We start from the raw sequence: 14537 nt of genomic DNA, 5'->3' as shown, positions 1-14537 counted from the left end.
CTAGATGCTGGAGCATCTAGCTTAAATTTTAGAAAACCTCCAAAGATGTTTCTTTAAACTATTATTTAATTTCAACTGGTTGGAATTTCTTTACATCATCAAGTGTAGATGGTACAACTATAGTACCATTAACTATAGCTTCTTTATATTTATTTGCAAGATCAAGTGTTGATTGCTGAACTGCTGGGTTAACTGTTGGTGAGATGCCAACTCCATCTTCCTTAAGTCCAAGAACTAATGTCTTACCTCCTTGGAATTTGTTCTCTATTGTGTCTTTTGATGCAGAATATGTTCCTACGTCAACTCTCTTGAGCATTGAACAAAGAATTACATCCTTAGCATCTGGAACTGTTTGAGCTTGGTCTGAATCAACACCAATTGCCCATTTCTTCATTTCCTTTGCAGCATTAAATACTCCAAGTCCTACTCCACCTGCTGCATGGTATATAACGTCACAACCTGAATTGTAGAGAGATTTTGCAAGCTCATATCCTTTGTTAATATCGCTAAAGCTGTTTGCATATTTTACATTCTTTCTATTTTCAAGATCCTTTGCAGCTTCTGGATTAACTGATTTAACACCAGCTATAAATCCAGCTTCAAACTTTTGAATAAGTGGCATATCAATACCACCTACAAAACCAATTTTACCAGTTTGAGAAGTCTTTGCTGCTATAACTCCCATAAGGAATGAGCCTTCTTCTTCCTTAAAACATATTGATTCAACATTTGGCAGCTCAACAACTGAGTCAATTATAGCAAACTTCTTATCTGGATATGCCTTTGCTATTTTTGTTAAAGCATCCTGCATCTTAAAACCTACAGCAAAAACAAGATCATTTGCTGAAGCAAGGTTTTTAAGATTTGGTTCATATTGGTCATTTTGTTTAGATTCAAGAATAACAGGTTCAACAGTATATTCGCTTGCTATTTTGTCAAGACCAGCAATTGCTGCATCGTTAAAGGACTTATCACCTTTCCCTCCTTCGTCTGTTGCAAGACCAATTTTAACATTTGTTTCAATCTTCTTTGGCTGTTCAGTTTGCTGCTGTTGTTGCTGTTGCTGTGATTGTTTTTGGCCACACCCCGCAAAAACGCTTGCAACAACAAAAATCGCTAAAATAATCGAAAGTATTTTTTTCATTTTTAATACTCCCCCTTACATAAAATATATTTTATTTTAATTATTCTTCATCATTTTAAAAAATCCTTCATATACTGTATAAATTTAATTACAATTAATTTATTAAAAATTTTGTTACTTATTTACTTTACAATATTTAAGTTACCATTTTCAATATATTTTTATTCAAAATTTATGTGTATATGTTAATTTTTTTTGAATATAGTAGAAGTACTGATTTGTAGTATTTTTTATACTACAAATCAGCATTAACTAGTGAACTACCCCTACTTTACGAAATAGTAGCTTCTGTCGCTAATTATGTTAAATTATATACCCCTTTTTCATTAATATATTTTTAGCAGCTTCAGCATCTTCGTCTGCAACAAGCAAAACAGGTCCTGTGCAGCCCATTCCGCTTTCAGAATACACTCCACTTTCCAATAATTCTCTAACTGCACTTTCAAGGTCAAGTATATCTATACCTGATATTGCATGAGTTACTACTTTCTTTGCAGGAAGTTTTATTTCTTTATAATTATTATTTGCATTTTGTAACGTTTTATTTTTGATTATTTCATTAAAACATGCATTATTTAGCTTTTTAAATTCTTCTTCAGCTATGTTTAGAATGTTACTTTGTGCACAGGTAGCACAAAACCTTAGAGCCTCACAAACCACTGGTGCCCCAGATGCTCTTGATGTTATACAAATAAGCCTTTTATATCCTGCACCAATTCCCGGACCATAGCCATAGCCAAAAGATTCATAATCTCCACCAGTTGTATAAGATGAGAATATTTTTATAAGCAGATTACCAGTTAATGTATCAGTAACCATCACATCTGGCGTACCTGCTAAAAGATCGTTTCCTCTCATAATACATCCGCCATCAGATCTTATTGATTTTGCAAAGTTAATTTTATATCCCCTTGAATCTATATCCTTTAAAATCCTTTCAACCTGTCTTGCCCCATCTATATTCAAAATTCCAAGAGAAGGATTTTCAATTCCACAGGCCTTTGCAGTTATTATTCCATATATTGCATTTTTAACCATTCCTTCTACCCTGTTAGTTGATGATGTACCTGTTGTTGTTGCTATTAACATTTCTTTTCCTTTACCTGGTGTTATAATCCTACCAACAGTTGAAACTCCAATAGGAAAGTTATAATGCTGAGTAACGCATCCATCAATTTCGCCTCTATCAATAAGTTCTTCCATAATGCTATGAGCTTCTTTATATGTGTTTGCTTCATAAGTATAAAGCTTTGTATCTGCTTTAGGACCTATTAGTACTATTTCAAAATCTTTATACTTTTTTTCAGCCATTTCAGCAGCTTTAATAAGTTCTTTTACTCCGTGCTCACTTTCAAAAGTAGTAAGACCTATCTTCACTTTTTTTTCAAAACTCCCATTTTTTATGGCATCAGCTACTTCATTGAAAACTTCACCAATCAACTTTTTAACGCTTTCCTTTGACATTTTATCACCTCGTATTTTTAAGTAGATATGAAGCAAATTCTTTCATAGCCTCAGCCACCATACTCTTTATATCTTCCTTTGATATAACTTCTTCCCTTTGAACATTCTTCTCTACTACAAAAGAAATTCCATCAAAAAGGTTAGTCATTCTTGCCAAAAACAAACTTCCTTTTCCTACAATCATAAATCTGTTAATTTTGCCTTCTTTTATTTTTTCTATACCATGCCCTATAATTGGTACTCCTGAAGGAACGTGACCTTGAGTTGGTGCATAGCCTACATATCCATGGCTTTTTACAAATTCAGTTAGAGATGCTTTTTCTATTTGTCCTTTTTTAACTGCAAGTGCCCCTATCATCTTGTAGTTTTGCATAGGCACATCACCTGCACCTGCTGGTTCTGTAATTTCTGGATTCTGCATCTCTGGTGCATATAAATCTATATCTGTAAAACTGTAACCTAACTTTTCAAGTGGAGCTGCAACAATAGCTTCAATAACAGCCTGTGGCGATGCCCCAGCACCAATTGAGTGCTTTCCAACTGCATCTGTTCTTATAACAGGACTTACTCCATCGTTTTCTGAAACAAGTATCGCAAATCCTCCAAGCACATCTTCAAGTATTGGTAATCCCTTTTTAACATGATCTTTTCCATTCATTCCAAGTTTTGCAGTAGCCCCACCTCCAACTACCACGATATTTTTAAATACTTTAGACTGTATGAGCCCTGCTGCATTTACTAGTGCATGAGTAGGCCCTGCACAAAATCCCCTTACATCACATCCTGTTGCATTTTTAAGTCCTGCTATTTCACCAATAGATTTTGCAAAGTTTCCTCCACCTCTTTGATTCATATCCCCACAAGCTTCCTCTGAGCACTCTATTATATAATCAATTGAATCCTTATTTATATTTAGCCTATCTATAAGATTTAAAACTGCAAGTATACCAGAGGCCTTAACTGCTAAATTTTCTGTCATTATGTGAGCTGAAAGGTTCTTATCAATTTCATGGGCTCTTTTTACACATCCTACAATTTCACCTTTTATACATAAAGGCTCTGCACCAGCACTTTCAACAAGCCTTTTTATCTCTTCAAAGTTCACCCCTTCACCAAGTTTTGCAATATAATCCTTTAAAAGCTTGTGCTCTTCAAATTTTAATTTAATATCACTTGTAAAATTCTTTTCAAGTACAACAAGATCAAATGTATCACTTACCTTCATTAGCCCATAGAATTCATCTTCAGGCATTATTTCTCCAAATTTTCCGTATCTTGAGGCACCATCAATCTTTTTTTGATACCAAGGCCTTGGCATTTCCCCAAGTTCTTCAGGGGCCAAATTTCCAATGTAAGTCTGATTTACGGGATAAGATACCACATCCTCAAAACTTCTTAAATAATTCGAGATTTTTTTTAAATATTCTGAATCCGGATTGGTTTCTCTTTCTACAGTTTGAGTTATACCATTATTAATAACCATATCAGGAGTATTTATTAGGATATAGCTTGCTCCTTTTATAACTGGAAACATTAAAACACCTCCATGAATTATCATTTAAAAACCGGGAGAGCTATTTTTTATAAGAATAATTATCATATAATACCTCCAGCTCTAATCCCGACTTTTACCTATTATTCTTCAAAAACAGTCTGCCCATCAATTGGAGTTTGAAGAGCCTTCAAAGCTCTTTCTACAAGCTTTCTTCTCAAATGCTTTTCATCTTCCTTTGAAAGAGTTGGATTCCCAAGAGGATGAGGAATTGCAACCGTTGGTACTATTCTATTGGCTCCAACAGTCTTTGAAATAGGAACTATAGTACACATATGAACAACCGGAAGCCCTGCTCTTTCAATTTCTTTAACCATCGTTGCCCCGCAACGTGTACAAGTTCCTCAGGTAGAAGTTAGAATTACAGCTTGAACCCCATCAGCTATTAGTTTTTTTGCAATCTCGGCACCATACTTTGCAGCACTTTTTACTGCTGTACCATTTCCTACTGTTGAATAATATTTTTCATGGAGTTTACCAATCTTCCCTTCCTTTTCAAGGTCTCTTAATACATCAACAGGAAGTACCCTATCAGCATCCTTATTTGCATATACGGGATCATATCCTCCATGAGCAGTTTCAAAGGTTTCCTCTGTTAAATCATATACTCCCTCAATGCTATATTCTCCGTATTTTGTTGCACTTGATGATTCAATTTTATCAGGGTTTCCCTTTGGAACTATACCACCTGATGTTACAAGAGCTATTTTAACTTTAGATATATCTTCAATAGCAGGATTAGGATCTACCTTATCAAATATAGGCATAACAAACTCTGTTTCAAAGGGCTCTCCTTTTATCTTTTTAACGAGCATATCCACTGCTCTCTTTGAAGCTCTATCCACAGCAAAATAGTTCTTCCTAATGCCCCTTGGAATATATCCTTCTACCTCAGGAGATCCTATTTCTTCACCTTTTAATAGTTTTAATCCTAAAGCAGCCATCTTTGGAACTGCATCTCTCATACCCGAAGCATTATCCTTTGTTGAAATTATATATATATCCTTCTTAAAAAGATCAACTCCTGGGTTTTCAATATACATACCTGTAACAACAGGTATATTAAGATTATCTTTTACAGCCTTTGCAATAGTACCACATGCAGTACCGTATCTACCTGCATTAAAAGCAGGTCCCGCTATAAATAAATCGGGATTATATTTTTTCACCATTTCTACTATTTCTAAAACAGCTGAGCTGTTTTCAGCAAAATATGAGTCACCACAAATTACCGTAGCAACAATTTCTGCTTCCCCTTTAAAAGCAGCTTTAAAAGCCATTCCAGGACCTACTATACCTTCCTTAACCTGAGGTGGAATATTTGCCTTTTCCTCTCCACCAATCTGAGCAAAAAACTGATTTAAATAATGCACTACTCGAATCATCTATTCTATCCCCCCTGTTTAATTCTTAAACTGGGTATATTGCTCTCTTATTGAACGTACCTCTTTTGATATAGCCTCAACATCAAGAACCATTTCCATCATTCCACACTGCTCATCAAAAACATTAGGATCACATTCATTTTTAATTTCTTCTTCTAAAATGTGATAAACCCTAAGTCCTAAGGATACTCCTGCAAGGGGACCTGCATAGGTTGGATCTCCTGCAGTTACAGTTTCTGCTGATAGGCCAGCAGTTTCGGCCTCTGAACCTCCAAGAAGAACAACAACATTTTCAGCACCATATTTTTCTGTTAAATCCTTAACTCTTTGTTGGATCTCCAGATCCATCGCACCAGCGGCTGTTCAAACAAAACATTCAGTTGATGCAAATACTACATCAGCTCCTGCACTCTTTGCACATTCTTCAATTGCAGGGCCTGGTATACCATCTCTATCTCCTATAGCAATAACTTTTTTATCCTTTAATATCATATAAATTACCTCCTTAATAAGATTTAGCAGTTAAATATCCAAATCCAACTTCACTTGTAGCACCTGTTATTACCTGTATCTCAGCCTCAATTGAACCATCAGGTCTTAATGAACCTGAAAAACCTCCAGCTATAACATTTGCAGCCTCAGGATGTCCGATTACCTTGTCCATTGGAGGTAATACAACAATTTCATTTGCATTTCCAGCTGTAACTATTGCATTACCTTTTGGGGTAGAATCAGCAAGAGACTGAGATGCTCCATCACGGCCAGCATATTCATCAGTTACAAGAACAGTTTTAATACCCTTCTCTTCAATTTTATTGCAATTCATAACAAGATCTGCATCAGGATTCCCAAAGCCTTCTTCAGAAATAATTGCAGCATCAGCACCTAAGTATTCAAGAAGCTTTGCTGTATAGTTAGAAGAACGTTCCTTATCTGCAAGGTAAACATTCTCATTTGTAATGACACATCCAATAAAGTTATAATCCTTTCCATGCCTTTCATATAAATCCTCAATAATTGGATGATTCATATGAACATAAGTTGGATTCTTATCGCATGCAGATACACAATTTCCACTAACTATAGCTCCATCAAATACCTCTGTTGGATAAATAAATGTTGGTATTATCTTTTTGGCATCTACACCATACACATAAGTGTCATGAAGCAGTCCTTGGCTTTGGAGCATATATACATAAACAACTTTTGGTAGATTAGGATATTCTTTTATTTGTTCAAGTAAAGGTTTTGTTTCATAGGCCTTTATTTCATCAGGAATAACATTCTTTCCAGCCTTTCCCACATATACTGCTGCTTTTAATCCAACCATTCTCACAGCTTCTTCATGTTCATGTTGTGGCAATCCTTCAATAGGTTCACATATTAAAACAATGTTGTGTGTCTTTGAAAAAGGAGTATATTTAGCACCTTCTCCAGACATGTCTATTATTCCTTCTTGGAAACCAACTATTTTACCAGTTGTTACAATAGCTGTTCCTTTAAGCACATTAGTCTTCCCTGAACCTACAGTATCTACTTTTGAAATAAATCCTGGAAATATTCCTCCACTTCCTTCAACTTTAACCCTTGGTTCGATAACATCCTTTACTGGGATTATTCTTGTTTTATCTCCCGGATGTGCAAGATCCACATCGATGCTTTTTAGCCTTTCATCTCCTCCAACCTCTTTTAAAAGTTCTTCTTTGTTTATATAAAGGATGCCATCTTTAACCGCAGTTTCTAAGCCAAACCTTACGTCATTAATATAGATCTTCCCTAATTCAAGGCGCAAAGCCTTCACCTCCCAATTTTTTATGTAAAGGACAAGCCTTTATATTCACTTAAAATTTTTTTAGCATATTTTCAATATCATCTGCTGAAGATATTTTATCTGGAGTTAAAACTTCAGCCTTTTCTCCATTAACATATACAATCATAGTTGGAAGACCTAAAACTTTTTGTGCTATTGCAAGTCTTCTGTTTTGGCTTGTATTCAAGCTACAAAACTTAAATTTATCCCCATATTTTTCTTCAAGCCTGTGAATATCTGGCATTAGCTGTTTACATATTTCACACTTATCTCCCCAAAAGTCAACAAAAACAGGCTTTTCAGTGCAATTTAAAACCTCAGATTCAAAATTATCTTTATTTACTTCTATCATTTTTAAACCTCCTATTTGTTAAACTTTTCGTTTATATACTCTTCTGCTGCAACTGCAGCTATTGCACCATCAGCAGCAGCAGTTATAACCTGTCTTAATGATTTTACTCTTACATCGCCTGCTGCAAACACTCCCTCAACATTAGTTCTCATTGTTTCATCTGTTGGTATATATCCTTTTTCATCAAGTTCTATATGTCCTTTAAATACTGAAGTTATAGGATTAAGACCAACAAATACAAAAACTCCATTAACAAAAATTTCGCTTAACTCTCCTGTTAGAACATTTTTTATTGTAAGGCTCTCAAGTATTTCATCTCCATTTGCAGCTGTTACAACACTATTCCAAATAAATTTAATTTTCGGATTATTAAATGCCTTTTCTTGCAGGGATTTTGTTGCTCTTAACGAATCTCTTCTGTGTATTACAGTTACACTTTCAGCAAACTTAGTTAAATAAATTGCTTCTGTAATTGCAGAATCCCCACCACCAATAACTGCAACATCAAGGCCTTCAAAAAAGTCAGCATCACATGTTGCACAATAAGAAACGCCTCTTCCTATAAACTCAAACTCCTTTTCAAATCCTCCAGGCTTTGGCTGTGCACCAGATGCAATTATAATTGCTTTAGACATATATTCTCCATTCCTACACCTTACTATTTTCATGTCCTTTGTAAAATCAACTGATAATACCTCATCTTTTAAAAATTCTGTTCCAAATTCTTCAGCCTGTTTTTTCATTCTTTCAGCAAGTGCAGGCCCTGTACAGTTTTCAATTGAACCTGGATAGTTTTCAAGCTCTGCTGTAGTGGTGATTTGACCTCCAAATTTACCTTTTTCAATAATAAGAACATCGAGCTTTGATCGTGAACCATAGATACCTGCCGAAAGACCAGCAGGTCCACCTCCAATAATTATTATGTCATAAACTTTTGACATATAATTCACCCCTAACCTTATTTATTTAATGCATTTGTAATTAAATCAAAATCTATAATTGCAAAATCCTTTAACACAGATTGTGGCCAATTCCTTTGGGGTTTATTTTTAATCAAATTTTGTGCAACTTCTATGCTATTTTCTATATACATAATAGATTGTAAATCGGGAGTATTATTTGAATATTCTGATATTATTACTGTTTTATAGGGTGTTTCATTTGGTTTTACGCTTCCCATAAGTGGATGAGTTAATAGCCTGTGTCCTTTATGTATATAATCTCTAACTCTTATAAGTACATCCATTATGCTTCCTTCAACAAAAACGACTTTATATTTATTTTTAAAATAATCATAGGAAATATTATTATTTGTAATTACAATAATTTTTTCTATCAAAATTTACACAACCTTTTTATTGTTTTATAAAATAAAAAAGAATGTAATAGCTCTATCACCATTACATTCTCTGCATTCCCAGAGTTCTGTCCGCAAATAATACTTTTGCCTGAGAGTATCATTGAATTTGGCGAATTCAACTTACCCCTTCGGCGCCCTAATGGGTCTCTCATATTTGCTTCATCCAGAATATTTAATTGTATTTATAATTTCTATATTAATATTATAGATTATTGCTATTATAAATTCAATTCTGTTTTTTATTAATTATTACTCTATTTGTCTAAATTTTTATAATAAAAACAAGTATTAATATTTTTTAAGCATAATTCTAAGTTTCTCGTAAATTCGCATTTTATTTTATTATTTATTTTTCAAAAAAATAAATCCCAATTACGTTTGGTCCTGAATATGTTGCTATTACAGTTCCAACATCAGAAATCAATAAATCATCTCTTCCTAATAGTTCCTTAACATCTATTATAAATTCATCCATTTCATTTTCAAATCCTAAACTTCCTACTGCAAAATCCATTTTTTCATCACAATTAAAATCTTTTATATAATTTAATAATATTTCCTTTGCTTTTTTTATTCCTCTTGGTTTTTCATATATTAAAAGTTTTCCATCCTTTGAATGAATAATTGGCTTTATATTTAATAATGTTCCTATTGTTGCCTTTGTTGTTGAAACTCTTCCACCTTTTTTAATGTATTCAAGAGTATCAAGTATAAAAGCAACCCTAACCTTATTTGAAAGGACCAAAAGTCTTTCATAAATATCTTTAACATCTAAACCTTCATCAATCATCTTTTTAGCCTGTATTACCAAAAGCCCCGTACCAAAGCTTACACTTTTTGAATCAACGATATATATTTTTTCTGAACCTATCATCTGTTTTGCTATATTTGCAGATTGGAAAGTCCCGCTTATTCCTGATGATATATGTATAGATATTATATAGCAATCCTCTTTTAATAATTTAGAATATAATTCATAAAAACTTTGTGGATTTACTTGTGATGTTGTAGGAAGTTCATCACCTTCTTTTAAAAATGAAATAAGCTGTTCTGTATCTATATCAACTCTATCTCTATAACTTACACCTTTATATGTCACTGTCAATGGTGCAACAATAATGTTGTTATTTTCAATATATTCTTTTGAAAGATCTGCTGTACTATCAGTTACTAAATATATTTTTTTCATCTTAACCCACCTTTAACATCATTTCATATTAGGAAATCCAATTTGTTTTAAAGCTTCATAAGCAATAATAGAAACTGAATTAGATAAATTTAAAGATCTATCACTTGTTTCAATCATAGGTATTCTAATAAGATTATCTTTTAAAATATCCTTAATATACTGTGGAACTCCAGAAGACTCCCTTCCAAACATAATAAAATCTCCAACTTTATATTTAACTTCACAGTATAATTTAGTTCCTTTCGTAGTTGATAAAAAAATTCTGTTGTTTTTATTTTTTTCAAAGAATTCTTCAAAGCTGTCATAATATATAACATCAAGTTTATTCCAGTAATCAAGTCCTGCTCTTTTTAATTGTTTATCATTTATTTCAAATCCTAAAGGCTTTATAAGATGGAGTTTTGAATTTGTAAGCAAGCATGTTCTTCCGATATTTCCAGTGTTTTGTGGTATTTCAGGTTGATATAATACGATATTTAAATTCACTCTTACACCTCCTTGAAAAGTTATATTATATACTTATACTTCAATTATTAATTATATCAATTAATTTTTTAAATAAAAATATAAAAAATAAATAGCACAATATATTATAGGACTATTTTTAAGTCATATAATATATTGTGCCATAATTTCAAACATTTTTTAGCTGTTTTGTGCTTTTTCATGCTTTTCTTGCCACAAACTCTCTGCAACCTGTGCCCATTTAATCGCTTTAGGTTCAATTTTTGCAGCCAATTCATCAACTGTTTCATCATCTAATACTTGAGTTGAATACGCCTGTGAATCATGAACCATTGTTTTTAATATTTGTGGATTATCAAGAAGTGGACACGGTCTTAAATGGTTGTGATTAAAAGGAATATTTCTTCTATATGCCATAAATAATGGTGATTGCAAAACTTCAAGTAATGTATGATCTTTTATGTTTACATTTGAATAGTGTATGAATGCACATGGTTCGCAATCTCCATTTGCATTTATATGGAAATAACGTTTTCCACCTGCTATACACCCTCCTGAAAACTCTCCATCATTCCAAAAATCTAAAACAAATATTGGTTCTGTTGCTCTTATTTCATTTATTCTCTTATACATAAAGGCCCTTTGCTGTGGTGTTGCCATAAAATCTGTATCACTATCCCTTCCAACGGGAACATAGGTAAAATACCAGCCAAACCTACAACCTTTTTCTATCATAAGGTCAATATATTCCTTTGAAGCAACAGCTTCAGTATTATATCTATGATAACAAGTTGAAAAACCAAATATAATTCCTGCTTTTTTAAGAATATCCATTGCTTTCATTACAGCGTCAAAGCTTCCTTCTCCTCTTCTAAAGTCCGTTTCATTTTTAAAACCTTCTACACTAAATGCCAATGAAAAATTACCTATTCTCTGTAAATCCTTTGCGAATTCTTCATCAACAAGTGTTCCATTTGTAAAAGACAGGAAAGCACAATCGTCATGTTTTTCACAAAGTCTTACAATATCCTTTTTTCTTATTAAAGGTTCTCCTCCTGAAAATATATACATATAAATTCCAAGCTCTTTACCTTGAGTAATAATCTTATCCAACTCTTCATAACTTAAATTCCATGTGTTATATTCTCCTGCCCAGCAACCTTTACATTTTAAATTACATGCAGAAGTTGGATCAATTAATATAGCCCAAGGTATATTACAATTGTATTTTTTCTCATTTTCAAGTTGAATAGGAATCCCAAAAAAGGTTGCATTTAAGAAGTAATTTATTCCAATTTTCTCCTTAACATTTGGATGAACTTCAGTAAATAACTTATAAGCATACTTATACCAATTGCTTTCTTTATCATCTAAATACCTTTTTACAGATTTAACATATTTTTTATCTTGTTCTCTAATGCATATTTTGTCCGCCCAATTTATGAGCTTTGGTATATTATTTTCCGGATCCTTTAGCATATATTTGACGGCTTCTTTTAAAGCTATTTCTCCTATACGGGTCTTTGCAAGATTCATATACATACCTCCTTTATATTAATTTTTACTATTATATTAATATTATTGTTTATATGGTATTTATTACTATTTATATATATTTATTTTACTACTAAAATAAATAAATTCAAATATTTTATACCGACCAGTCATGTCATTATTCGACAGTTCAAAATAAAACTTTAACATAATTTTTTATTTAAAACAAATTATATATTTAGGAAGTTATAAAGTGAGGTGTTAAAATGAAGTTTCTACCAAACTATGTATTTATAGAACCAGGAGCTGAAAATTATGAACTTGGCAAAAAATTAATAAGAGAATTTGAAGCTTTTGGAATACCAATAAATAAATTAAAAAGTTTTAATAGACTTGATGAAGTAAAAAAATCCCCAAACGAATTCTATGCTTTTAGTAAACGAAGCCTTGTCATTGGTATTAAGAAAAGCATGAAACTTGAATGTTGCAAACCTTCTGCAGATTATCAATTCTCACTTGTTACAGGTTGCCCTGGAAGCTGTGAATACTGCTATCTTCAAACAAATCAAAGTTTTAAACCTTTTATAAGGATATATGTAAATATAGATGAAATTCTTGAAAACGTAGATAAGTATATTAATATGGCAAAACCGAAAATAACAACCTTTGAAATTGCAAGTGCAAGCGATCCAATAGCTGTTGAACATATTACTGGTTCTGTAAAAAAAACTATAGAGTTCTTTTCAAGTAAAGAATTTGGAAGATTAAGGCTTGTAACAAAATATTCCAATATAGATAACCTTCTGAATATTAATCATAACAATCATACAAAAATACGATTTAGCATAAACTCAAAGTTTATTATTAAAAATTTTGAACATAATACTGATACTATAGAAGATAGAATAAAAGCCTCCTCTTTAATATACAATGCGGGTTACCCTTTAGGCTTTATAATTGCCCCTATAATGTATTACGAAAATTGGGAAGAAGAATATGATAAGCTCTTTAAAACACTTAAAGATAAGATACCAAATACTGATTTGTCTCCTTTAAGTTTTGAACTTATACAATATAGATTCACTGCAAAAGCTAAAAATGTTATACTTCAAAGGTTTCCTAATACTAAACTTAATATGGAAGAAGAAAATAGAATAAAGAAATGGGGACCCTATGGAATTTATAAATACATCTATCCAAAGGATATATCCGAAAAACTTAAATCTGGTATAACTAATATGATATATAAATATTTTCCTAATTCTAACATTGAATATTTTACATAAAAATCGAATTATTTACCTTTATTTTAAATTTTTTATATAAAAGGAGGCCAATAGTTATTTGGCCCCCTATTTTTATTATTCATTTAATATAAATTTATTTATAACCTTTGCAACTCCATCTCTCTCATTTGTATCTGTAATATAATCTGCAATACTTTTCACATAGTCAATTCCGTTTCCCATTGCAACACCTAAACCAGCATACTCTATCATACTAATATCATTCTCGCTGTCGCCTACACATATTACTTCTTCACGTTTATAGCCAAAGTAATCAGCAAGTATCTTAACGGCATTCCCTTTCGATATGCCCTGTGCCATAATTTCAATATTATTTAAATTGGAAGATACAATTGAAACATCAAATTCTTTACTAATTTTACTTCTCAACTTGTTTAAAAGCTCAATATCATCACAAACCAAAGCTACTTTTAATATTTCTTCACTGTTTATAACATCTTCAAAGTCTTTAACTACCTTTACTTCAACCTTTTCACCTTCTGAAACTACTTCATTCCATCTCACATAGTTAAGTGCAAGGTTTACTAATTCTTTAGTATATATCCTTTGATTAGTATACAGATGAAGTGTAAGCCCAAAGCTCTCTATAACACTAATAAGTTTAGGTAGGATTTCTTTATTAATAGCTTTTTTATATATTATTCTATTTTCATCCTTCTCCCTTATATATGCACCATTTGATGCAACAATTGGTGCCGCTGTTCCAATAAGAGAAGCATAAAATCTTGCTGATGTGAATATTCTACCAGTACAAACGACTATTTTAACTCCTAATTCAGAGGCTTTTTTTATAGCTATCTTGTTTTCCTGTGAAACTTCTTTTTTATCATTTAATAAAGTACCATCCATATCGAGTGCTATCATTTTATATTTCACAACCATTTAATCATCCTCCAAGCATTAATTAATAAAATATGCCAAGAATATAATAACATAGATATTTTGTTTTATACAAATTTTTGTTTTATTTTATTGATTTTTACTTGAATTTTTTATATTATAATTAGTATAAAAT

Annotated in this window: 14 protein-coding genes and 1 riboswitch; of the genes, 1 reads left to right on the top strand and 13 read right to left on the bottom strand. The window is 32.0% G+C overall.

The features are described 5' to 3' along the window. Positions 1–61: 61 nt before the first annotated feature. From FDN13_RS13585 to FDN13_RS13530, 12 genes are all read right to left on the bottom strand, one after another. Positions 62–1144: a BMP family lipoprotein gene (locus tag FDN13_RS13585; RefSeq protein WP_138980890.1), complete on the bottom strand. Its 1083-nt coding sequence runs from the start codon at positions 1142–1144 to the stop codon at positions 62–64. Between the two features lie 303 nt (positions 1145–1447). After that, the gene (gene grdD, locus FDN13_RS13580; protein WP_138980889.1) at positions 1448–2608 is read right to left on the bottom strand and encodes a glycine/sarcosine/betaine reductase complex component C subunit alpha; all 1161 of its coding nucleotides are present in this window, start codon (positions 2606–2608) and stop codon (positions 1448–1450) included. A 4-nt stretch (positions 2609–2612) separates the two neighbouring features. Next, positions 2613–4142, bottom strand: a complete 1530-nt coding sequence (gene grdC, locus FDN13_RS13575) for a glycine/sarcosine/betaine reductase complex component C subunit beta (RefSeq protein ID WP_138980888.1) — start codon at positions 4140–4142, stop codon at positions 2613–2615. 101 nt (positions 4143–4243) lie between these two features. Beyond that, positions 4244–5545 carry a glycine reductase complex selenoprotein B gene (grdB, locus tag FDN13_RS13570; RefSeq protein ID WP_138980887.1) on the bottom strand — a complete coding sequence of 434 codons (1302 nt, stop codon included), beginning with the start codon at positions 5543–5545 and terminating at the stop codon, positions 4244–4246. 18 nt (positions 5546–5563) lie between these two features. Then, positions 5564–6037, bottom strand: a complete 474-nt coding sequence (gene grdA / locus FDN13_RS13565) for a glycine/sarcosine/betaine reductase complex selenoprotein A (RefSeq protein WP_138980886.1) — start codon at positions 6035–6037, stop codon at positions 5564–5566. A 13-nt stretch (positions 6038–6050) separates the two neighbouring features. Next, positions 6051–7337 (bottom strand): glycine/sarcosine/betaine reductase component B subunit, encoded by a 1287-nt coding sequence (locus tag FDN13_RS13560; RefSeq protein WP_138980885.1) that lies wholly within the window; start codon positions 7335–7337, stop codon positions 6051–6053. A 49-nt stretch (positions 7338–7386) separates the two neighbouring features. Next, entirely contained in the window at positions 7387–7707 is a 321-nt protein-coding gene (trxA, locus tag FDN13_RS13555; RefSeq protein ID WP_138980884.1) for a thioredoxin TrxA, read from the bottom strand. An 11-nt stretch (positions 7708–7718) separates the two neighbouring features. After that, positions 7719–8648, bottom strand: a complete 930-nt coding sequence (gene trxB, locus FDN13_RS13550; protein ID WP_138980883.1) for a thioredoxin-disulfide reductase — start codon at positions 8646–8648, stop codon at positions 7719–7721. 17 nt (positions 8649–8665) lie between these two features. Next, the gene (locus tag FDN13_RS13545) at positions 8666–9046 is read right to left on the bottom strand and encodes a GrdX family protein (RefSeq protein WP_138980882.1); all 381 of its coding nucleotides are present in this window, start codon (positions 9044–9046) and stop codon (positions 8666–8668) included. Positions 9047–9133: 87 nt separating this feature from the next. Then, positions 9134–9230, bottom strand: a riboswitch (glycine riboswitch). A 183-nt stretch (positions 9231–9413) separates the two neighbouring features. Beyond that, positions 9414–10256: a DegV family protein gene (locus tag FDN13_RS13540; protein ID WP_138980881.1), complete on the bottom strand. Its 843-nt coding sequence runs from the start codon at positions 10254–10256 to the stop codon at positions 9414–9416. 18 nt (positions 10257–10274) lie between these two features. Further along, positions 10275–10742, bottom strand: coding sequence for a tRNA (uridine(34)/cytosine(34)/5-carboxymethylaminomethyluridine(34)-2'-O)-methyltransferase TrmL (gene trmL / locus FDN13_RS13535; RefSeq protein WP_138980880.1), 468 nt, complete (start codon positions 10740–10742; stop codon positions 10275–10277). 159 nt (positions 10743–10901) lie between these two features. Next, positions 10902–12257: a radical SAM protein gene (locus FDN13_RS13530; protein WP_138980879.1), complete on the bottom strand. Its 1356-nt coding sequence runs from the start codon at positions 12255–12257 to the stop codon at positions 10902–10904. A gap of 224 nt (positions 12258–12481) precedes the next feature. Between FDN13_RS13530 and splB the strand changes: the two genes are divergently transcribed. Continuing rightward, positions 12482–13501: a spore photoproduct lyase gene (splB, locus tag FDN13_RS13525; RefSeq protein ID WP_138980878.1), complete on the top strand. Its 1020-nt coding sequence runs from the start codon at positions 12482–12484 to the stop codon at positions 13499–13501. A 75-nt stretch (positions 13502–13576) separates the two neighbouring features. On the opposite strand, the gene FDN13_RS13520 is transcribed toward splB, so the two are convergent. Further along, on the bottom strand, positions 13577–14404 hold the full coding sequence (locus FDN13_RS13520; protein ID WP_243120228.1) for a Cof-type HAD-IIB family hydrolase: 828 nt from the start codon (positions 14402–14404) through the stop codon (positions 13577–13579). Positions 14405–14537 lie beyond the last annotated feature (133 nt).

The sequence above is a fragment of the Caloramator sp. E03 genome (genome assembly GCF_006016075.1).
GTDB lineage: Bacteria > Bacillota > Clostridia > Clostridiales > Caloramatoraceae > Caloramator_B.
This window is presented reverse-complemented; position numbering and strand designations above follow the sequence as displayed.